The sequence below is a fragment of the Micromonospora sp. LOL_021 genome (genome assembly GCF_048060215.1).
Lineage (GTDB): Bacteria > Actinomycetota > Actinomycetes > Mycobacteriales > Micromonosporaceae > Micromonospora_E.
In genome coordinates this window covers 17,340-38,505 of sequence record NZ_JBHMIN010000059.1, presented here as the reverse complement: position 1 = coordinate 38,505, position 21,166 = coordinate 17,340, and the positions used below count along the sequence as shown (strand labels likewise).

Here is a 21,166-nt window from a genome sequence, read left to right as displayed (position 1 = left end):
CGCACCCGACTCAACCGCGAATACGCCCTGGTCAACTAGCAAATGGCGGCTGCCGTACTAGCGAAGGCTCGGAACGATGAACCTGTCTGGCCTTGGATCTTTCGCTTCGATCAACAGAAGCTGGCGTCGTTTCGAGCGCAAGTCGCAAGCAAGCTGGATCAGCCCAACCTGGCCGGCCGGGCGCTCTCTATAGCAGCTAGCGGTCCAGCCCAGAGTCCGAAGGCCAAAGCTCTATCCGACGTCCTACGAGCCGAGGTCCTGGCAAAGTCCGGACGCCTCGACGAGGCATGCAACGTCGCCTGCACTGCTTTCGACGCAGGCAAGAAGTATGAGTCAGAGAAGATCCTCCAATCAGTCTCGCGGTTCCGCGAAGCCATCGGAGGACGGGCCGGAAAGCTAACCCTCGATCTTGACGATCGACTCTACGGAAGATATCAGGAGGATCGTTAAGTTGCGGATTGCCATCACTGGACATCGCGGACTGAACGACGAAGTCACAGCCAAGGTCACTGAAACCTTGAACATGAGGCTGTCCGAAGCCAAGGAGGAAATCGTCGGCCTAACCTGCCTCGCCGACGGAGCCGATCAGCTCTTTGCCGAGGCGGTGCTCCGGCACGGCGGTCAGCTTGAAGTTGTCGTCCCCGCCCAAGAGTACCGCGACGGACTACCCGAGCACGCCCATGCTGCGTACGACAAGTTGATCAGCCAGGCCGTAGCTGTCCACCACTGCGACTACCGCGTCTCCGACTCGACTGCCCACATGGTCGCAAGCGAGTTGATGGTCGACCAATCGGATCAGCTCTTCGCCGTTTGGGACGGCATGCCCGCCCGAAGCTACGGCGGAACCGCCGACGTCGTCGCCTACGCCGAAAACAACGGCGTCCCAGTGACAGTCATCTGGCCTCCCGGTACCCATCGTGACTGATTCTCGCTGACAGCGGGCGTGTGGCCAGGAAACGGCGATGGGTATCGGCTTGGCCTCGGTTCGCCAGCGAACTGCAGTGATCACCGGAACCAACCCAACGACATCCCCGGCAGGGCCAACACCCGCCTCGCCTGCGGAAAAGCCGACCATATCCCTGTAAGGCGGCCAGCACCTACGCCTGGCTGGCCATACTTCTTTCGACGACCGAGCCGCTGGCCAACTCTTCTACAAACGCAGCCTACTCCCCTGGTAACGGATTGAACGGCGGGGTCAATCGGTCGCAGAGCCGAGGGATCGACTCGCCGTCACACAACTGGCAGATTTGGATTGAATCTACACTATTCAGCGAACCAATAGCGAACCAGCTTCTTGATATTCACTTCCGGGCGCACCCCCCCGGCGTACTCGACGCCGCAACCGATCGACACGCTTGCGTGACCTTCGGCATAATCGAAAACCGTCGTGTACATGGTGGTTTCCGCCCCAAAGCAAAAGACCTCATCGCCAGTATCGGATGGCAGGCTATTGAGATAGGCAACAGCCTCTCGTGCGGTCGCTCCCTCGATCACATGAGTCTCCGACAACTGAGAGACCGCATCCACACCCGGAGCAGGATAGACACAAAGCAAAGCTCTCCTAGGCGCGAGCGGAAGTAAATCCCCACCCCTAGTCGATGACAGCGCGGGCCTCCAGGAAACGTCTCTGGTCGGAGGGCAATGGGCTGGACCCGCAGTGACAGGCGGAGGGAGTTCTGCCGCATCGCCCCCGTCTTGCGCCCAGAAGGTGGCGACGGCCACCAGCCCTGCCGCAGATAGACCTACTGTCGCTGCGAGCCTCATTCGCCCTCCGGCTACCATATGACACCTTTCCGAGCAACTAGGATTCAGTATACATTAGGATGCGTGACCCGACGTGGAAGTTCCAAGGAATCACGGCGTTCTTGGATATGCTCCAAAGAGACGGATTACATCGTGCCAATCCTGAAAGACCATCTTGTTACCACTAGCGCTGCCTCCGCTGACAATTCCCTTCGCCCTCACCCCGTTACCATCCAACGTAAAGACTGGACCACCGCTATCTCCGCTCCTCGCAGCAATCCCGCCACCGTCCTTGAAACTGTGGATCATTCCCCTTAATACATAATCGCAGTCACCGTCCGAGTCTGGAGTATTGCAGCTTACCCTTACATCCTCGGAATATTCCTGCCTAATTCCACAGACCACGCCACTCCTCATGCCCGACTGGCAAACAAGCTCGTTGGTCGCCCAATATCCCCAACTATAGACCCGTTTGGTATTACTCGTAGTTGGCGAGCCGTCAAAAATCAGATACCATCCAGGAGTATCTATCAACAACAGATCATATGCCCACTGATCGCTGTTGATTGGACCCATTTGACTGAACCCGGTACCTGACCCGCCGCCGAAGACACCTTGGTATGCGATGTCACCCAGGCTTGCACAATGCGCAGCGGAAAGGATCCAGGTTCGACCACTTGCGTTCACTCCGAACCCAGTTGAGCAGGTCGATCGATGTTCCGTTCCTCGCCAAGCTTCCCACCGTCCACCACCATTCCAGGGCGCATTATCATCTAGACGGCTTGCCAGTAAAACAAAAGGATCCTCGGCAATGCTAATTTCAACCGGAACTCGAACATCGGCGTCCGCAAGGATTTTTTCAGCGGTCGCCACCCTTTCTCGGGGAGCGTTTGCCAGACCAACCGGTCCCCTTGCCGCCAGATTAGGTTTCTTCTCTACCTTGAGGCCACCTCCATCGTACATATATCCGATAGTTTGAATCTCACTCGCATCATAGGAGTCGATCGCGTTGTGGATCTTATCCCCTTCCGCGACAAGCTCGGCCTTAGAGTATCTTGCAGGCTTGAGGACAACCGCCCCTATCGTTCGGGCTTTCTCTAGGGCTTTGCTCATTGCCGCAGTTAACTTCCCCTTGTAGTACAAGGTTAACCCGTCGCCCTCGAAGACAATTCCAGCAAATCCACCACTTTCATCTTTTGCATACTCGCCGTAGATCAGTTGGACAGCCGGCTGAAACTTTTCCTGATGTCTCATGGTTGCGAGAATCTCCGGATCGATATTGTCGATCAGCTGAGGATCGGCGTGAACGACCGGAGTGATTGCCTCAACTCTCGAAGCGGATGCCGTGGCAGGTAAACCAAAGATCGGAATTGCAAGAATGGTCGCAATCACTAACAGAAATCGCAAGTTCAGTCGATAGCGCTTGGGCGTTGGGCGGCGCATGAAAACTCCTCCTTGGCGCTACAAATGGACGCTTCGACACAGCAGACCGAACCACGGTAGCACAATGGACTGATTGCTTCAGGGCTGCTCGGATGGATGATCGAGCGGCCGACAATACAAGCAATCCGAGCTGGGCTTTTGCGGTATTCGACCTACTCGCACTCGTCGACCAGGCGGGCTGAAGCTAACGATCGAGGAGCACGGTAGGCTCTACTCAGACCACTACCTTGTCACTACTTGTTCCTGTACCCGAATACCTATCCTCCGGCATCGCCTGCAGCTACTGCGGGTTGCAGCTGCACCCACGTCAACATCCTGGTTAACATCTCTGCTCACTGGCCTTGCGTAGTCAGTGAGTAGTCCGGCGAACTGGGCTGCACCGGAAGGCAGCCCAGTTCACGACGAGTAAGGCGGGTGGGGGCCGTTAGGTGATCTTGAAGCTCCCAGCGCTCCCAGCACCTTCGAGAACTTCTACCGACCCAAACCGCAGTTGCCTGCACGCGGGACGGGGGCAGTTCAGCCGCAGGGGGTGATCCGGGGCGGTTCGGCGGACGCCGTGCGCGAACCTGGCCGACGCTGAGGGCATGCGTGCCATCCAACTCACCGCGCCCGGCACCCTCGAACTTGTCGACGTGCCGACGCCGAAGCCCGGCCCAGGCGAGGTCCTGCTGGCCACGGCAGCGGTCGGCGCCTGTCACTCGGACCTGCACATCCTCGCCGCGCCCGCCGGGGTCTTCCCGACTCCGTTGACCATCGGCCACGAGATCGCCGGCCGGGTCGCCCAGCTCGGTCCGGGAGTGACCGGATGGGCCGAAGGGGACACCGCGGCGGTGTACGGGATCATCGGCTGCGGGCGCTGCCGAGCCTGCCTGCGCGGATTGGAGAACCAGTGCCGCACCGTACCGGTCGGCGGGGTCGGCATCAGCCGCGACGGTGGGCTCGCCGACCACGTGGTGGTGCCGGCGGACCGGCTGCTGCCGCTGGGCGGGCTGGACCCGGTACAGGCGGCACCGCTGACCGACGCCGGGCTCACCCCGTACCATGCGATTTCTCTCAGCCGGGACGCGCTGCGGCCCGGCACCTACGCGGTGGTGATCGGTGTCGGCGGCCTCGGCCACATGGCAGTGCAGCTCCTGGCGGTGACCACCGCCGTCACGATCATCGCGGTGGACACCAGCGACGCCGCGCTGCGGCTGGCCAAACGGATGGGCGCGCACCACACCGTGCAGGCCGGGGCGGCGGCGGTCGACCAGATCCGTGAGCTCACCGGCCCGGCCCCGGACGGCGCCGACGTGGTGCTCGACTTCGTCTGTGTGGACGCCACCCTGGACACGGCCCGGCAGGTGGTCTCGACCGGCGGTCACCTGACGATGGTCGGCCTGGGCGGCGGTACGCTGCGGATGGCGGCGACCGTCGAAGGCCCGCCGCCGGTGCCGATGGAGACCAGCGCGGTCATCCCGTTCTGGGGCACCCGCGCCGAGCTGACCGAGGTGATCGCGCTCGGCCGCCAGGGCCTGCTCCGCGCCGAGGTGCAGACCTTCCCGCTGACCGAGGCGGTGCAGGCGTACCAGCAGTTGCGGGACGGGAAGACCCACGGCCGTGCCGTGCTGGTCCCCTGACCGGGCGGCCGGACGCGTCAGGCGCGGCCGGCCCGGGACGCCAGCTGGTCGATCCCGCTGACCAGGCCGCCGGCCAGGTCACCGCCGCCGAATGAGGCCACCATGGACAGCGCGGCGAGCTTCGCGTCCCGGTCCGGGATCCGCTTACGGGCCTCGGCGCCGGTCACGACCTCCAGCACCCGCTGGTTCGGCGACACGGCGATGAGCACAGCGTCGTCCGGGTCAGCCAGCTGCCGGTGCAGCGTCACCGCGTACTCCCGAGTCGGCTCCTCCAGCTCACCGACGTAGATGCTGAACGCGAGACCGGTGGCCGAGTCGGCCAGCCGCAATGCCTCGTCGAGCCGGAGCAACTGTCGGGTGCCGAACGGTCCCGGCAGGGTCGCGCTCGTCCGCGTGGACTCGCTGGACTGCTCGTGGGCCTGCTCACCAACGGTCACTTGCGCCTCCCGTCGCGCCCGGGCGCGGCTGCCCGCCGCCGGGGTTGGCCGACTCGATCGCCGCCGGCTCGGTGCCGGCCGGCAGCGCCGCCGCCGGGGTCCCGGTGGACCGGTCGCCGGACGAGACGTACCAGACCGGGCTGAAGTCGAACTGCCGGCCGGGCCGGTAGCGGCGGTCCGCGCCGCCACGCCCGCCGATCATCGCCAGACCGGCCACCACGAGCACGATGACCGCCGGGATCACGACGAAGAAGAGCACCGTGTTGGTAACAGACAATCTCAACGCCCCCCGGCATCGGTTCAAGGGACTCAGCGCACGTCTGGAGTGGTGGACCTGGCCACACCGCCAGCCCGTTCCGGCTCAGACGCCTTCACGGTAGCGGAGGGCCCGGCCCGCCAGATCTCCGGGTGCCGACCGGGCCAGCCGGTCCGCTCCTCCAACTGAGCGGCCGTGGCCAGCACGGTGGCGTCCGCGCCACTGCGGCCGGTCAGCAGGATTCCCACCGGCTGCCCGGCCGTACTCTGCGCCACCGGGACGGACACCGACGGTTGCCCAGTGACGTTGAACACCGCACAGTACGGCGAGAAGCGCCGCTGCCGGTCGAAGTCCTCGGCCGGGTCACCCGTTCCGGTGAACCAGCCGACCGGGGCCTGCGGAGCGCTCAACGTCGGGCACAGCAGCAGATCCAGCCCGACCACCGTGTGCATCGCCCGGCGTACCTGGACCTGCAGCTCGGCCAGGGTGGCGACCAGCGTCGCGGCGCTGACCGCGTTGCCCCGGCGACGCAGCAGCCGGGTCAACGGCAGCAGCCGCGCCTCTCGTTCCGGTGGCACCGGGGCCAGCGCGAGCACGTACCAGACGGTCTCGAACAGCGGCCACAGGTCCGGGCCGAGCGGCGCCGGGACGTCGACCACCTCGTGGCCGGCGTCGGCGAGCAGCGCGGCCGCCGTGTCCACCGCTGCCAGGCAGTCCGGATGCACCGGTTCGTCGGCGAGCATCGGGGTGGTGAACCGGCCGATCCGCAGCCGGCCGGGGTCCGCGCGACGGGCCGCCGCCAGATAGCCGCCGGGCGGCGGTGGCGGTGCCAGGTACGGCTCACCGGGCACCGGCACCGCGATCGCGTCGAGCATCGCGGCAGCGTCGGCGACGGTCCGGGCGATCGGTCCGTGGCTGGGCAGACCGAACCCGCCAGCACCGAGCGGGCCGCCGGAGACGACCCCCCGGGTGGGCTTGTAGCCGACCAGTCCGCAGAGGGCGGCCGGGATCCGGCACGACCCGCCGCCGTCCGAGCCCTGCGCGAACGGCACCAGGCCGGCGGCCACCGCCGCCGCCGCTCCCCCGCTGGAGCCGCCGGCGGTGCAGGCCAGGTCCCACGGATTACGCGCCGGCGGCGCCACCTCCCCCTCGGTGTAGAGCGAACAGCCCAGCTCGGCGGCGGTGGTCTTGCCGAGGCTGACGGTGCCGGCGGCGCGCAGCAGGCGGACCACGTCCGCATCGACGCTCGGCACGTAGTCGGCGAACGCCGCCGAGCCGAAGGTGGTCCGGACCCCGGCGGTGAGGGTGAGGTCCTTGATCGCCACCGGTACGCCGTACAGCGGGCCGGGGTGCTGCCGGGTCCGGGTGCCCGGCGGGATCCGGTCGAGGGCACGGGCCTGTTCCTGGGCGTGATCGGCGATAACCGTGACGAACGCCCCGACGGTGTCCGAGTGGGCGTCGATCCGGGCCAGGTAGTGCTCGACGATCTCGATGCCGCTCAGCTCGCCCCGGCGGATCGCGGCGGCCTGCTCCAACGCGGTCAGATCATGGATCTGCGACATTGGCCGATCCTGGCAGGTCACTCGCCGGCCGCAGCGGCCAGGTGCGGGTGACCTCACCGGGCGCTGGTTGATCCGGGAGTGGGAGGCATAGCCGGCGTCGGGACGGGAAGTCGGGCGAGCGGGCTCCGGCCGTCGGCACGGCACACCGGTCGCCGCCGACACAGCCGGCATCACCGGCCGGCCGGAGCGTAGTCGGGGGGAGATCATGCCAGGAGTGAGCCATCCGGTCCGGACGCTGGCCGGGCTCGCCGCCGCCGTGCTGATCGGCACGGTGGCGGCCGGGGTCGACACGTCGCCGGCATACGCGGGCAGCACCTACGTGGAGGCCGATCCGAGCACCGTGCACGCCGGTGGCCGGGTGACGATCCGGGCCAGCTGCGGAGACGACAACACCAGTCAGGCGACGGTCGAGTCGGACGCGTTCGGGCGGGTGATCGTGATGCCGGACCAGGACGTGCTGACCGGCCAGGTGACGGTGCCCGGCAGCAAGCGTCCCGGGCGCTACCCGGTCGACCTGCAGTGTCAGAACGGAAACACGGCGACAACCACCCTGACCGTGACCGGCACGGCGCACCCGACCAGAGGCCCGGACGCCGGCGGCGGCGGCACCGCGTCGGCCAGCACCGGCTCCGGCGGCTCGGCCTTGCTGGTCGGCGGGATCGCCGCGATCGGGCTGGGCGCCGGGATCGGGCTGTTCGCGATGCGCCGCCGACGCGCCGACTCCGGCGCGTAACCAGCGGGCGGCCAGATGGTCCGTCCTACCCCGGCTGGTGGCCGCCCGGGTGGCTGGGTGCTCGCGTTCCTGACCCAGGTAACGGCGGCGGGTACCACGGCGCACACGGTGGCGCCCCGGGTCTCGACCTACGGTCAGCCGAGGCCGGCAGCGCCGGATCGGCCAGCCGACGGGTCGGCGGATCAGCCAACTGACGGGGCGACGGACGGGGCGGCGGACCGGCTGGGGCAGTACCCGGCTATCCCCGGTACCGCCCGCGGGGTGGCTCGTGCCCCGCTGCGTGGGGTGGCCGCGGTGCCGGGTGCCGCCGGGCACCGCGGCGGCCACGGATCCGCCGCCAACCGTCGTCCACCGCACGGCCCACCCCGGCAACGGCGGCGCTGGCCAGCGTTCGGGTCGCTGCGCCCGGGTCGACGCCGGGCCGAGACGGCTGCCGATCAACGGGCGGCGGTGGGTGGCTACCGGGGACGACCGGACGTGCCGTCACGGTGGAGTCCGGTCGCGCTGGTGCTGATCGTGGCGGGCGTCTTCGTCGCCGGGTTCGGCTTCGAACGGGTAACCGGCACCCCGCTCGGGCATTGGCTGCCCGGAGCGCATCGCGCAACACCCGAGACGCACCCGCCGCTGGGTGCCAGCGACCCGGTCAGCCTCGCCATCCCGGCGTTGCACCTGCAGGCTGCCGTACACGATGTCGGGTTGGCCGAGGACGGCACGATCGCGGTTCCGGAACTTAACCGGCACAACGAGGCCGGCTGGTACGTGGCCAGCCCGACGCCGGGTGAGAACGGCCCGGCGGTCATCGTCGGCCACGTCGACACCAGTACCGGACCGTCGGTTTTCCACCGGGCCGCGACGCTGCACCCGGGCGCGCAGATCCAGGTCCGCCGGATGGACGGGTCGGTAGCGCTGTTCGAGGTCACCTCGGTCGAGCAGTTCGACAAGTCGTCCCTGCCGGTGGACCGGGTGTACGACGACTTCAGTCACCCCGGGCTGCGTCTGATCACCTGCGGTGGTCAGTGGGTCGGTGGTTCCAGCGGGTACGCGGACAACGTCGTCGTCTTCGCGTCACTGGTCGGCGCCCAGCACGGCTGACCTCCGCAACCGGCTCGGGCGGCGGCCCAGCCGTGTCAGGCGGCGGCCCAGCCCGGTCAGACAGCACCCAGCCGGGTCAGGCGGCGGCTTCGGACTCCGACAGGTCGAGCCAGTCGGCCCAGCGCGGATCCGGCGCACGGTGCCCGAGCACCCGCCAGGCGGTGCCCTTCGGGGCGGCCGGCGGGGACGGCAGCCGCCAGCCCAGCTCGGCCGGGGTCCGGTCGCCCTTGCTGTGGTTGCAGCGGGCGCACGCGGCGACGACGTTCTCCCAGATGTGCCGGCCACCACGGCTGCGGGGAAAGACGTGGTCGATAGTCTCCGCCGGGCCCCGGCAGTACGCGCACCGCCAGCCGTCGCGGGCGAAGATCGCCCGGCGGGAGAGGCCGACGTGGGTCCGGTAGGGCACCCGAACGTAGCGGGTGAGCCGCACCACCGACGGCACCGGCAGGCAGTGCCGGGCACTGTGCAGCATGCCCTCGCCGTCGGCGACGCAGACCGCCTTGGCGGACAGGACCAGGATCGCGGCCCGGCGTACGGATACGACACACAGCGGCTCATACGTCGCGTTGAGCACCAACGAACCGGAGCCCACCGTGGGTCGTATGTCAGGCATCCCGCTCACCCTCTCGGTTGTGTTCCCACCCGCTCCTAGTGCCGACTGCGACTCGACGCGGACCGACGGTCGGACCGCGACCGGCGCTGGCGAATCGCCAGCGCCCGTGCGCCAATAGTCCCCGATAGATGACCCAAATGCACGTACTATTCGGGCCTGACCCCTCGGGCGTTCGGCCGATGACCGGTCACTGACCTGTTCCGCCTGGTCAGGCCGACAGTGTGGGTCGGCCGCCGACCGGGCAGGGCGGTACGGTACGAATTGACGGTGACCGCACGATCGCCCGCCCGCGCCGACCCCGAGCCTGCCGACCCGGTGACCGGGGCAGCAGCGACCGACCAGCCGTACCAGTGGGCTCAATCGGAGCCGCAGCCCTCGGTGAGCCCGGTGTGCCCCGACGACGATCCGATCTGCAGCCAGGTGCTCGACTGGACCGGGCTGCCGTGGCTGGCGGAGGGGAGCTTCTGGCTACTGGTCAAACCCCTGCGGATCGTGCTGATCATCGTGGTGGCGGTGGTCCTGCGGTACCTACTGCACCGGGCCATCCGCCGGCTGGTGACCAGCACCTCGACGGTCGCCGGGCCGACCATCCTGCGGCCGCTGCGGGAACGGACACCGCCGGCTGGGACGGTGGTGATGCCGGAACGTCGGCGGCAACGCGCGGAGGCGATCGGCTCGGTGCTGCGCAGCACGGTCAGCGCGACCGTGTTCGGGATCGCCGTACTGCTGGTGCTGGGCGAGCTGAGCTTCAACCTGGCACCGCTGCTGGCCAGCGCCGGCATCGCCGGCATCGCGCTGGGTTTCGGGGCGCAGACCCTGGTGAAGGACCTGCTCGCCGGGCTGTTCATGCTGCTGGAGGATCAGTACGGCGTCGGCGACATCGTCGACCTGGGCGAGGCGACCGGCGTGGTCGAGGCGGTGGGTCTACGGATCACCACGGTCCGGGACGCCCGAGGCGTGCTCTGGTACATCCGCAACGGGGAGATCATCCGGGTCGGCAACAAGAGCCAGGGCTGGGCCATGGTGGTGGTCGACATGCCGGTCGGCTTCGCCGACACCGAGCAGGCCACCGCGGTGCTGCGTACCGCCGCCCTGGGGGTGGCCGCCGACGAGGAGATGGCCGGCCACTTCGTGGAGCCGCCGGACGTGCTCGGCGTCGAGCAGGTCACGGTCGACGGCGCGGTGATCCGTACGGTCGCCAAGACCACCGCCGAGGGGCAGTTCGTGGTGGGCCGCGAGTTGCGCCGTCAACTGGCCGCGGCACTGCACACCTCCGGGATCTCGGCACAGATCGTGGCCGGGCGGATGTTCGTCACCCGTGGGTCGGGAGGTGGGCAGGAGGAGCCCGGCCCGGGCGGAACGACTTGACCGGTCACCGGGACGACGTGCCCGAGTACCGGGACGACGTGCCCGAGTACCGGGATGACGTGTCCGCCTCGGCCGACTAGCAGGGACTATGCACCGTATGGCGAACTGGTTGTCATCCGAATGTTTAGTCGGAGTGACGACAAACCAGCCGTTCACACTAGCCAGATGTCACCCGATCGGGCATGATCCGGGACGAGTGTCATCGGAGTGTCACCACCACTTCGCTCAGCCGTACGTCCGGGACGTTCCCCGGTAGTACCCGCCACGAGCGGGTGCCGCCGAGAACGATGGAGGCGCCGTCCGTGTCCGACGAGGCACAAACCGCCGGGAGTCCGGCGACCTTCCGCGAGGTGTTCGCGGCGGATGAGTTCCGCTTTCTTTTCGTCTCGGTGGCGTTGTCCTGGATCGGCGACTACATCGCGAAGGCAGCGGTCACCGTCCTGGTCTACCGGGAGACGGAGTCGGTGGCCCTGTCGGCCGCCGCCTTCGCGGTCAGCTTCCTGCCCTGGTTGATCGGTGGTCCGCTGCTCACCACGGTCGCCGAGCGACACCCGTACCACCGGGTGATGATCACCACCGACCTGATCCGGATGGCCCTGGTCGCCGTGGTCGCCATCCCCGGCCTGCCGGTCTGGGCGATGATCAGCCTGCTGTTCTGCACCACCCTGGCGAATCCGCCGAACCAGGCCGCCCGGTCCGCGCTGATGCCGACCGTGCTGACCGGTGACCGGCTGATCGTGGGGCTGTCGCTGATCGCCAGTACCGGCCAGCTCGCCCAGGTCGGCGGCTACGTCGCCGGCGCGGCGATCGCCTCCGTCAACCCACGGGCGGCGTTGCTGTTGAACGCCACCACCTTTGCCGTCTCGGCCCTGGTGATCCGGCTCGGGGTCCGGGCCCGGCCGGCGGCCACCGCCCCGGACCGCCGTCAGCACCTGCTCCGCGAGACCGCCGAGGGCTTCCAGCTGGTGTGGCGGACCGACGTGCTGCGGGCCATCGCGATCCTGGTCTGGACGGTCCCGCTGTTCGCCATCGTGCCGGAGGGGTTGGCCGCCGCCTGGGCGGCCGAGCCGGGGGTGTCCGACTCCGAGCGGGGTCTCGCCCAGGCGATGATCATGGCGGCGAGTCCGACCGGCTACATCATCGGCGGGCTGCTGATCGGCCGACTGGTCCGTCCGGGCCGCCGACGCAGACTGATCCGACCATTCGCGGTGATCGCTCCGCTGGCGCTGGTCCCCACCCTGTTCGACCCCTCGCCGCCGGTGGTGGCGGTGCTCGCCGGGGTCTGCGGCTTCGCGGTGGCCGGTCTGCTGCCGGTGACCAACGGGCTGTTCGTCCAGGCGTTGCCGCACGGTTACCGGGCCCGCGCGTTCGGTGTGATCGCTACCGGCATCCAGGTCGGCCAGGGAGCCGCCGTGCTGGTCACCGGCCTGCTCGCCGACCGGTTCGACATCCCGACCGTGGTCGGGTTGTGGAGCCTGACCGGTGCGGTGGTGATCTCCCTGGCGCTGCTGCGGTGGCCGGCCGAGGAGCGCTTTGACGCGGCGATCGCCGCCGTCGCAGCCGCTCCCGGTGCCGCGACCGATGGTGGTGCGGCCAGTAACGGCAACCCTGTACCGCAGGCCCGTGACGCGCAGCAGGCCGACGAGGTCGGCAGCACCTGAGCCGGGCGCTGGCGCACACCGGGCACCGGGCACCGGGCGGTCGCGGACCGGCTGGCAGGATGGAGTGGTGACAGCGTCAGATCCTGCCAACGGCCCGGCCGGCGCGACGCCCGCGGCCGGCGGTCCCGCCCCGACCTTCTTCGCCGCAATCGGCGGCGAGCCTGCCTTCCGCCGGCTCGTCGACGAGTTCTACGCCGGTGTCGCCACCGACCCGCTGCTCCGCCCGATGTACCCGGAGCAGGATCTGGGGCCGGCTGCGGAGCGGCTGACGCTGTTCCTGATGCAGTACTGGGGCGGCCCTGGCACGTACTCCGAGCAGCGCGGGCACCCCCGGCTGCGGATGCGGCACGCACCGTTCCGGATCGGTCCGGCGGAGCGGGACGCCTGGTTGACCCACATGCGCCGGGCGGTCGACCGGCTGGACCTGCACCCGGAGCTCGCCGGAATGCTCTGGGACTACCTGGAGCGCGCCGCCTACTTCATGGTCAACGAGATGGACCCGACCGACCCGCCCCGGCGCGACCTGGCCAGCGGCTGACCGGCCGTCAGAGCAGGGCACCCTCGTCGTGCAGCCAGTCGACGAAACTGGTCGCCACGGCCGCTCCACAGTCCAGCAGCTCGACCAGGAGCGCGTCATTGGCTCCGGCGGCGAGGGGGACCTGCAGCTCGGCGTAGATGGGCAACTGGCCCCGGTCGGTGGGGTCGCCGACGTACGCCTTGCAGAACCGTCTGGTGTGGTTCCACTCGTTGACCACCCGGTAGGCACGGTCGGCCCAGTCGGGCGGCACGGTGGAGTGCGGTCGGGCGCGGACCACCAGGATCTCGTCCTCCGGCCCCTCGAGGGTGAACAGGACGGCGTGCCGCTCCCACATCGCCAGCAGGCTGCCGTCGCCGTCCGCGAGATACCGGATGTCCAACATGTCCAGTGCGGTGCCGATCCGGCGGAGGGTCACCGGCACCACTTGCGGCGATAGTTCCTTGCCCGCCGCCGCAGCCGGCGACGGGATCGGGCAGGGCGACCCCACCGGCCTCGTCGGCCCGAGTTCAGCCGACGACGACCGGGGCGTCTGCTCCGGCGTTCGTGGCGCGGGCGGGCCAAGCCGGACACCGCTGTCCACTCCGGTCCTGCTTCGGGTATCCGGCTCACCGCCATCTGCGTGACCGGAGCGCCACGACCACCATGGCATTATCCGCACCTCACTCCCCAGCGGATCCGGGTGCCTACGTTGCGTCGGATCCGAGGCCCGACGGTACCCGGATAGCCGTTCCTAGGCACCCCCCCAACGGACCCCCCGAACCAGAGGGATGAGGGAGCATCATACTTTCGGCTGAGTGATCGTCGGCGTGAGTGCAAGATTGTTAACTCTTTGTGTCCAGGCAACCCCGAACGGCGCATCAAGTGCTACCCAATTGCCTACTGTCCTGACCCGTACCACCGCTTGAGGTGGATCCACGGGGCGGCCCGGCAGGTCGGTCCGGTCCCGACAGTCGACCGGCTCCGGTCGGCCGACCGGCCCCTCGGTCGTGCCGAGAAAGCCCATCCGGGCCACCGCCTGCACCAGCCCTTGGCGGATCTCGATCCGCTCGCCGGTCGGACCGTCGTCGGTCACCACCACGGCCACGTGGTCGAGCAGGGCGTCCCGTACCGCCCGCTGGCCCACCGCCCGTCCACCGACGCCCTGCGTCTCGGCGGCCCGCAGGGTACCGGCCGCCGCCACCGCGACCCGGCGCAGATCGGCCGCTGGCACCACCTCGACGGCCCGCGCCGGGCCGGGCGGCAACGGCCACCGCCACGCGCTGTCCCGGCGCGGCGGCAACCCGGTGGGGACCGCCGTCAGCCGGGCCAGCAGCTCTGCGGCGGACACCGTGGCGTCCCCCGGGCCGGGCCCCGCCACGGTCCGCTGCACCAGGACCGCCCACGGCAAACGGGCCCAGAGTTCGGTGCGGTCCCGGCCGGCCGACCGCAGCCGGACCGGCGCGTCGGGGTCCAGCCGGACCAGCCGGGCCAGGAACGCGCCGGCGTCGGTCAGCCCGGTCAGCCGGTGACCGGCCGACGCCGGGTCGGCCCGGGGTGTACGGCCGGCCATCATGCCTCGGCGGCGTCGGCCGGTCGGACGTACGGCAGCAGGAAGGCCCGCTCCGCCTCGGTCAGCCGACGCGGCCGCCCCTGCTCCAGGTCGAACGGCACCAGCACCGAACGGGCCCGGCTGACCAGCAGCTCACCGTCGAACATCTCGTAGGCGACCGTGAACCGGGACGGGCGCACCTGTTCGATCCAGAGTTCGATCCGGACGGTCGGCGCCTGGTCGGCGGTCGACCGGCCCATCCGGTAGTCGACCGGACGCAGGTAGTCGACCTCGTGCCGGTGGATCAGCACCCCGTCGGCGAACGAACCGACGCCCCAGGCCCGCCCGCCGGAGAACATCAGCGCGACCCGGGCCTCCTCGTACAGCGTCAGGAACCGGGCGTTGTTGACGTGCCCGTACGCGTCGAGGTCGGACCAGCGCAGCGCGGCGTGGAACGTGTAACGCCGGCCACCGCCGGCGGCCGGGACCTCGCCGGTCGTCGACGAGGCCCCGGCCAGTGCCGCATCAGTCACGGGTCAGCTTGCGGTAGGTCACCCGGTGCGGTCGGGCCGCTTCCGCGCCGAGCCGGTCGATCTTGTTCTTCTCGTACGCCTCGAAGTTGCCCTCGAACCAGAACCACTTGGCCGGGTTGGTGTCGTCGCCCTCCCAGGCCAGGATGTGCGTGGCGACCCGGTCCAGGAACATCCGGTCGTGGGAGATGACCACGGCGCAGCCGGGGAACTCCAGCAACGCGTTCTCCAGGCTGGACAGCGTCTCCACGTCGAGGTCGTTGGTCGGCTCGTCGAGCAGGATGACGTTGCCGCCGATCTTCAGGGTGAGCGCCAGGTTGAGCCGGTTACGTTCACCACCGGACAGCACCTTGGTCGGCTTCTGCTGATCGGGGCCCTTGAAGCCGAACGCGGCCACGTACGCCCGGGACGGCATCTCGACCTTGCCGACCATCAGATGGTCCAGCCCGTCGGAGACCACCTCCCAGACCGTCTTGCTGCTGTCCAGGCCGGAGCGGTTCTGGTCGACGTACGACAGCTGCACGGTCTCGCCGACCCGGACCTGGCCGCTGTCCGGCTGCTCCAGCCCGACGATCGTCTTGAACAGCGTGGTCTTACCGACGCCGTTCGGACCGATGATGCCGACGATGCCGTTGCGCGGCAGCGAGAAGCTCAGGTTGTCGATCAGGACCCGGTCGCCGAAGCCCTTCTTCAGGTTCACCGCCTCGATGACAGTGTTGCCCAGCCGTGGCCCCGGCGGGATCTGGATCTCCTCGAAGTCCAGCTTGCGGGTCTTCTCCGCTTCGCTGGCCATCTCCTCGTAACGGTCCAGCCGGGCCCGGGACTTGGTCTGGCGCGCCTTGGCGTTGGACCGGACCCATTCCAGCTCCTCGCCGAGGCGCTTCTTCAGCTTGGCGTCGCGACGACCCTCGACCGCCAGCCGGGCGGCCTTCTTCTCCAGGTACGTGGAGTAGTTGCCCTCGTACGGATAGGTCCGGCCGCGGTCCAGCTCGAGAATCCAGTTGGCGACGTTGTCCAGGAAGTAGCGGTCGTGGGTGATCGCCATCACGGTGCCGGCGTACTTGGCCAGGTGCTGCTCCAGCCAGTGCACGCTCTCCGCGTCCAGGTGGTTGGTGGGCTCGTCGAGCAGCAGCAGGTCCGGCGCCTCGAGCAGCAGTTTGCACAGCGCGACGCGACGCCGTTCACCGCCGGAGAGCTGGGTCACCTCGGCGTCCGGTGGCGGGCAGCGCAGCGCGTCCATCGCGAGTTCGAGCTTGGAGTCGATGTCCCAGGCGTCCGCGTGGTCCAGCTCCTCCTGCAGCTGACCCATCTCGGTCATCAGCTCGTCGGAGTAGTCGGTGGCCATCTGCTCGGCGATCTTGTTGAACCGCTCCAGCTTCGCCTTGGTTTCGGCGACCGCTTCCTCGATGTTGCCGAGCACCGTCTTCGCGTCGTTGAGCGGCGGTTCCTGGGCGAGCATGCCGACGGTGTAGCCGGGCATCAGCCGGGCGTCGCCGTTGCTCGGCCGGTCCATGCCCGCCATGATCTTCAGCAGGCTGGACTTGCCGGCGCCGTTCGGGCCGACCACACCGATCTTGGCACCCGGCAGGAAGTTGAGCGTCACGTTGTCCAGCACGACCTTGTCGCCGTGCGCCTTGCGCGCCTTTTCCAGGACGTAGATGAACTGGGCCACGGTGCGGCCTACCTCCAGAACTCTCGTGGGACCCGTCGGTACGGGCAGGTCACGACCCCGCGTACCGGCCGCCGGCACCGACCGGAGCGGCTGCGGGTGGTACGCGGTACGCGGTCGTGCGCAATACGACGGTCCGATCGGTGCGTACGCCGTTGTCAATCCTGACAGGTCCGACGCCCCAGCCGCACCTCACCCCACCGGACGGCCGGGATCTTCGCGCCGGTGTTACCTGCCTCATTGCGCCCGGCCGGGTTTCGATGTCCTGATCAGCTGGGCACCAAGAGGGGGACGGGGGGTCCGCCCGTCTGGCCCGCACAGTACGCTCATGGCGGTCCCGTAATCACCGGAGGTGTACGGAACGTGACGGTTCGGAGCTCGTTCGTAGTGGTCGCCAACCGCCTGCCGGTGGACGAGGTGACCACGCCGGAAGGTCGCCAGTGGCGGCGCAGCCCCGGCGGTCTGGTGACCGCCCTGCACCCGGTGCTCGCCGCGCACCAGGGCACCTGGGTCGGCTGGGCCGGTGGTGCCGGTGCGGCGCCGGAGCCCTTCGACCTCGAAGGCATCCGGTTGCACCCCGTCCCGCTGAGCGCCGAAGAGCTGGAACGGTACTACGAAGGTCAGTCCAACGCCACCATCTGGCCGCTGTACCACGACGCCGTCGAGACGCCGGCGTTCAAGCGCCGCTGGCGGGAGGCGTACCGGGTGGTCAACGCCCGGTTCGCCGAGGCCGCCGCGGAGGTCGCCGACGAGGGCGCCACGGTGTGGGTGCAGGACTACCAGCTGCAGCTGGTGCCGGCCATGCTCCGGGAGATCCGCCCGGATCTGCGGATCGGCTTCTTCCTGCACATCCCGTTCCCGCCGATCGAGCTGTTCATGCAGATGCCGCAGCGCGCCGAGATCCTGCGTGGGCTGCTCGGTGCCGACCTGGTCGGTTTCCAGCAGCGGCTGGCCGCGCAGAACTTCGTCCGGCTGGCCCGCCACCTGCTCGGGCTGCGGTACGAGGGCCAGATGATTCAGGTCGACGGCCGTAAGGTCAAGGCGGGCGCCTTCCCGATCTCGATCGACGTTCCGGAGATGGAACGGATGGCCCACGACGCGACGGTGGAGGCGCGGGCCAAACAGATCCGCGCCGAGCTGGGGGATCCGAAGACGGTGATCCTCGGGGTGGACCGGCTCGACTACACCAAGGGGATCGAACTCAGGCTGAAAGCGTTCCGGGAACTTCTTGCTGACGGAAAGCTGACAGTTCCGGACGCGGTTATGGTGCAAGTTGCCACCCCCAGCCGCGAGCGGGTCGAGCACTACCAGGCACTTCGGGTCAAGGTTGAGCGCGAAGTTGGCCGGATTAATGGTGAATTCGGCCGGGTGGGTGTGCCCGCCGTGCACTACCTGCACCAGTCGTACAGTCGCAGTGAACTCGCCGCGCTCTACCGCGCGGCCGATGTGATGATGGTGACACCACTGCGAGACGGAATGAACCTGGTGGCCAAGGAGTACGTCGCGGCCCGCGCCGACACCGGCGGTGCCCTCGTGCTCAGTGAGTTCGCCGGCGCGGCAACGGAGCTGCGTCAAGCGTTCCTGTGCAACCCGCACGACCCGGACGGCGTCAAGGATGCCCTGTTGCGGGCGGTGCACGTCGACAGTTCCGAGGCCCGGCGGCGGATGCGGATCATGCAGCGCCATCTGCGGACCCATGACGTCGGCCACTGGGCCCGCTCCTTCCTCACAGAACTCGGTGTGCCCGAGACGGAGGAATGAATGAGAACGTCCGTCCTTGACGGGGACGTACGCGCGGCCGCGGATCAGATCGATCCCGAGCTGCGCGCGGCGATCGGGCGGATCGCCCGGATGCCGATACTGCTGGTGGCCTGCGACTACGACGGCACCCTCGCACCGATCGTCGAGGACCCGACCAGAGCCGTGCCGCTACCGGAGTCGGTCGCGGCGGTGCGGGCGCTGGCCGCGCTGCCACAGACCACCGTCGCGGTGGTCTCCAGCCGGGCGCTGCGCGACCTCGCCGCGCTCTCCCGGCTGCCCAGCGAGGTCCATCTGGTCGGCAGCCACGGGTCCGAGTTCGACATCGGCTTCGTCGAACGGCTGGCCCCCGAGCAACTGCAGGTGCACTCCCAGCTCAAGCGGGAGCTACGGCAGCTGATCAAAGACCAGCCCGGGGTACGGCTGGAGGTCAAGCCGGCCAGCGTCGCGGTGCATACCCGGGGCGCTGATCCGGCGGTCGCCGAAGCGGTCGTCGCGGGGGTCAACACTGGACCGGCCGCCTGGCCCGACGTCACCGTCACCCAGGGCAAGGAAGTCGTCGAACTGTCGGTGGTCGCCACCGACAAGGGCACCGCCCTGGACCAGATCCGCACCCAGACATCGGCCAGCGGCGTGCTGTTCATCGGCGACTCGATCACCGACGAGAGCGCCTTCGCCAACCTGCACGGCCCGGACGTCGGCATCAAGATCGGCGACGGCGACACCCGCGCACCGTTCCGGGTCGCCGAACCGATCGACGCCGCCCGGGTGCTCGGCGTCCTGCTGGAGACCCGGCGCAACTGGCTCTACGGCGAGCACGCGGTGCCGATCGAACGCCACTCGATGCTGGCCAACGGCCGGACCATCGCGCTGCTCACCCCGGACGCCAAGGTGACCTGGCTCTGCCATCCCAAACCGGACTCGTCGGCGATCTTCGCCGATCTGCTCGGCGGCGCACCGGCCGGGCACTTCGCCGTCGCACCGGCCCGCGGCGGGTTCCCGCTGGGGCAGCGCTACCGGCCCGGCACGATGACCGTGGAGACCCGCTGGTCGGGGCTGACCGTCACCGACTGGCTGGACCATCCGCCGGCCGAGTCCTCCGCCGGCGACACCGTGCTACCGGGCGCCGACTCCACCCTGGTCCGAGTGCTCACCGGCACCGGGCAGGCACAGCTGGAGTTCGCACCGCGCCCCGAGTTCGGCCAGGTGGCCGTGCAGTTGCAGCCGCTCGGTGACGGGCTGCTGGTGCTCGGCTCCAACGAGCCGGTGGCGCTCTACTCCCCCGGGGTGGAGTGGAAGGTCGTCGACGACGGCGGTCGGGAAACCGCCTGTGCCCTGGTCGACCTGGCCGCGCTCGACGGCATGCTCACCATGGAGCTGCGGTTCGGCTCGCACAGCCTGGAACACCACACCGTCACCGTGCAACAGCGCCAGTCCACCGCCGAACAGCCGTGGCGGGAGTGGGTCCGACAGCTGCAGCTGCCGAACACCGGCCGGGAGCTGGTCGCCCGCAGCGCGCTCACCCTGCGGGGGCTGTGCCACGAGGCGACCGGGTCGATCCTCGCCGCCGCGACCACCTCACTACCCGAGGAGCTCGGCGGGGTACGCAACTGGGACTACCGGTACTGCTGGCTGCGGGACGCGGCGATGAGCGCCCGGGCGCTGGTCGACTTGGGCTCGCTGACCGAGGCCGAGGCGTTCCTGCGCTGGGTGGACGGCTGCGTCGAGCGCACCGGCGGCCACCCGGAGCGGTTGCACCCGCTCTACACGGTGGAGGGTCTGGAGCTGGGCGCGGAGGCGGTCATCGACACCCTCCCCGGCTACGCCGGCTCCCGCCCGGTGCGGGTCGGCAACCTGGCCAACCACCAGCTGCAGCTCGACGTGTTCGGGCCGATCGCCGACCTGCTCGCGGTGGTCGCCGACGCCCGTGGTTCGGTGCACGACGACGAGTGGCGGGTGCTGGAGGCGATGGTGCAGGCGGTCGAACGCCGCTGGCACGAGCCGGACCACGGCCTGTGGGAGGCCCGGCTCGCTCCCCGGCACCATGTCTTCTCCAAGGTCATGTGCTGGATGACGGTGGACCGGGCGCTGCGGATGGCGGGCCGGCACGGCGGCGGCGAACGGCCGGACTGGGTCGAGCTGCGCGACCGGATCGGCCGCAACGTGCTGGAACACGGCTGGCACGCCAAGGCCGGCGCGTACACGGTCGCCTACGGCGACGAGGAGATGGACGCCTCCTCGCTGTGGATCGGGCTGTCCGGGCTGCTGCCCGACGACGACCCGCGGTTCCTCGCCACGGTGCTCAAAGTGGAGGCGGACCTGCGCAGCGGCCCGGTGGTGTACCGCTACCGGTGGGACGACGGGTTGCCCGGCCGGGAGGGCGGGTTCCACATCTGCACCGCCTGGCTGATCGAGGCATACCTGCGCACCGGGCGGCGCGGTGACGCCGAGGAGCTGTTCGAGCAGATGATCGACACCGCCGGCCCGACCGGTCTGCTGCCCGAGCAGTACGATCCGCTCGCCGAACGTGGGCTGGGCAACCATCCCCAGGCGTACAGCCATCTGGGGCTGATCCGGTGCGCGCTGCTGCTGGACGACATGCTCAAGCTCTGAAAC

19 protein-coding genes are annotated in these 21,166 nt (G+C 69.0%); 9 read left to right on the top strand and 10 right to left on the bottom strand.

Annotated elements, in window-relative coordinates:
- Positions 1 to 409 precede the first annotated feature (409 nt).
- On the top strand, positions 410 to 925 hold the full coding sequence (locus ACFHWT_RS27295) for a hypothetical protein (protein ID WP_416597545.1): 516 nt from the start codon (positions 410 to 412) through the stop codon (positions 923 to 925).
- A gap of 338 nt (positions 926 to 1,263) precedes the next feature.
- On the opposite strand, the gene ACFHWT_RS27290 is transcribed toward ACFHWT_RS27295, so the two are convergent.
- Entirely contained in the window at positions 1,264 to 1,494 is a 231-nt protein-coding gene (locus ACFHWT_RS27290) for a hypothetical protein (protein WP_416597544.1), read from the bottom strand.
- Positions 1,495 to 1,854: 360 nt separating this feature from the next.
- A complete protein-coding gene (locus ACFHWT_RS27285) occupies positions 1,855 to 3,186 on the bottom strand; it encodes a trypsin-like serine protease (protein ID WP_416597543.1) in 1,332 nt (443 codons plus the stop codon).
- Positions 3,187 to 3,770: 584 nt separating this feature from the next.
- Here ACFHWT_RS27285 and ACFHWT_RS27280 point away from each other — a divergent pair.
- Positions 3,771 to 4,805 (top strand): NAD(P)-dependent alcohol dehydrogenase, encoded by a 1,035-nt coding sequence (locus ACFHWT_RS27280; protein WP_416597542.1) that lies wholly within the window; start codon positions 3,771 to 3,773, stop codon positions 4,803 to 4,805.
- Between the two features lie 17 nt (positions 4,806 to 4,822).
- Here the strand turns inward: ACFHWT_RS27280 and ACFHWT_RS27275 are convergent, their stop codons facing one another.
- Genes ACFHWT_RS27275 through ACFHWT_RS27265 form a run of 3 tightly spaced genes read right to left on the bottom strand, consistent with a single transcriptional unit; the run spans position 4,823 to position 7,060 of the window.
- Positions 4,823 to 5,242, bottom strand: coding sequence for a DUF5130 family protein (locus ACFHWT_RS27275; RefSeq protein WP_416552465.1), 420 nt, complete (start codon positions 5,240 to 5,242; stop codon positions 4,823 to 4,825).
- Positions 5,229 to 5,519: a hypothetical protein gene (locus ACFHWT_RS27270; protein WP_416597541.1), complete on the bottom strand. Its 291-nt coding sequence runs from the start codon at positions 5,517 to 5,519 to the stop codon at positions 5,229 to 5,231. The genes ACFHWT_RS27275 and ACFHWT_RS27270 overlap by 14 nt, the downstream gene beginning before the upstream one ends.
- A gap of 32 nt (positions 5,520 to 5,551) precedes the next feature.
- Complete coding sequence (locus ACFHWT_RS27265; protein ID WP_416597540.1) at positions 5,552 to 7,060, bottom strand: amidase; 1,509 nt, start codon at positions 7,058 to 7,060, stop codon at positions 5,552 to 5,554.
- A 205-nt stretch (positions 7,061 to 7,265) separates the two neighbouring features.
- Between ACFHWT_RS27265 and ACFHWT_RS27260 the strand changes: the two genes are divergently transcribed.
- Both ACFHWT_RS27260 and ACFHWT_RS27255 read left to right on the top strand, forming a co-directional pair.
- Positions 7,266 to 7,793: a hypothetical protein gene (locus ACFHWT_RS27260; RefSeq protein WP_416597539.1), complete on the top strand. Its 528-nt coding sequence runs from the start codon at positions 7,266 to 7,268 to the stop codon at positions 7,791 to 7,793.
- Positions 7,794 to 7,850: 57 nt separating this feature from the next.
- Positions 7,851 to 8,885, top strand: a complete 1,035-nt coding sequence (locus tag ACFHWT_RS27255) for a class F sortase (protein ID WP_416597538.1) — start codon at positions 7,851 to 7,853, stop codon at positions 8,883 to 8,885.
- A 76-nt stretch (positions 8,886 to 8,961) separates the two neighbouring features.
- On the opposite strand, the gene ACFHWT_RS27250 is transcribed toward ACFHWT_RS27255, so the two are convergent.
- Positions 8,962 to 9,498, bottom strand: coding sequence for an HNH endonuclease (locus tag ACFHWT_RS27250; protein WP_278170929.1), 537 nt, complete (start codon positions 9,496 to 9,498; stop codon positions 8,962 to 8,964).
- A gap of 378 nt (positions 9,499 to 9,876) precedes the next feature.
- On the opposite strand from ACFHWT_RS27250, the gene ACFHWT_RS27245 reads away from it, so the two are divergent.
- The 3 genes from ACFHWT_RS27245 (at position 9,877) to ACFHWT_RS27235 (ending at position 13,065) form a co-directional block, all read left to right on the top strand.
- Entirely contained in the window at positions 9,877 to 10,866 is a 990-nt protein-coding gene (locus ACFHWT_RS27245) for a mechanosensitive ion channel family protein (protein WP_416597549.1), read from the top strand.
- A 287-nt stretch (positions 10,867 to 11,153) separates the two neighbouring features.
- A complete protein-coding gene (locus ACFHWT_RS27240; protein WP_416597537.1) occupies positions 11,154 to 12,527 on the top strand; it encodes an MFS transporter in 1,374 nt (457 codons plus the stop codon).
- Between the two features lie 64 nt (positions 12,528 to 12,591).
- Positions 12,592 to 13,065: a globin gene (locus ACFHWT_RS27235; protein WP_416597536.1), complete on the top strand. Its 474-nt coding sequence runs from the start codon at positions 12,592 to 12,594 to the stop codon at positions 13,063 to 13,065.
- Positions 13,066 to 13,072: 7 nt separating this feature from the next.
- Here ACFHWT_RS27235 and ACFHWT_RS27230 read toward each other — a convergent pair whose 3' ends face one another.
- The 4 genes from ACFHWT_RS27230 to ettA form a co-directional block, all read right to left on the bottom strand.
- Positions 13,073 to 13,714, bottom strand: a complete 642-nt coding sequence (locus ACFHWT_RS27230; protein WP_416597535.1) for a YbjN domain-containing protein — start codon at positions 13,712 to 13,714, stop codon at positions 13,073 to 13,075.
- A 129-nt stretch (positions 13,715 to 13,843) separates the two neighbouring features.
- Positions 13,844 to 14,614 carry a hypothetical protein gene (locus ACFHWT_RS27225; protein WP_416597534.1) on the bottom strand — a complete coding sequence of 257 codons (771 nt, stop codon included), beginning with the start codon at positions 14,612 to 14,614 and terminating at the stop codon, positions 13,844 to 13,846.
- Positions 14,614 to 15,036: an acyl-CoA thioesterase gene (locus ACFHWT_RS27220; RefSeq protein ID WP_416597548.1), complete on the bottom strand. Its 423-nt coding sequence runs from the start codon at positions 15,034 to 15,036 to the stop codon at positions 14,614 to 14,616. The genes ACFHWT_RS27225 and ACFHWT_RS27220 overlap by 1 nt, the downstream gene beginning before the upstream one ends.
- 82 nt (positions 15,037 to 15,118) lie before the next feature.
- The gene (ettA, locus tag ACFHWT_RS27215; protein ID WP_416597533.1) at positions 15,119 to 16,795 is read right to left on the bottom strand and encodes an energy-dependent translational throttle protein EttA; all 1,677 of its coding nucleotides are present in this window, start codon (positions 16,793 to 16,795) and stop codon (positions 15,119 to 15,121) included.
- A 360-nt stretch (positions 16,796 to 17,155) separates the two neighbouring features.
- Here ettA and ACFHWT_RS27210 point away from each other — a divergent pair, with 360 nt between their 5' ends.
- Complete coding sequence (locus tag ACFHWT_RS27210; protein ID WP_123603184.1) at positions 17,156 to 18,553, top strand: alpha,alpha-trehalose-phosphate synthase (UDP-forming); 1,398 nt, start codon at positions 17,156 to 17,158, stop codon at positions 18,551 to 18,553.
- The gene (gene otsB / locus ACFHWT_RS27205; protein WP_416597532.1) at positions 18,554 to 21,163 is read left to right on the top strand and encodes a trehalose-phosphatase; all 2,610 of its coding nucleotides are present in this window, start codon (positions 18,554 to 18,556) and stop codon (positions 21,161 to 21,163) included.
- Positions 21,164 to 21,166: the final 3 nt, after the last annotated feature.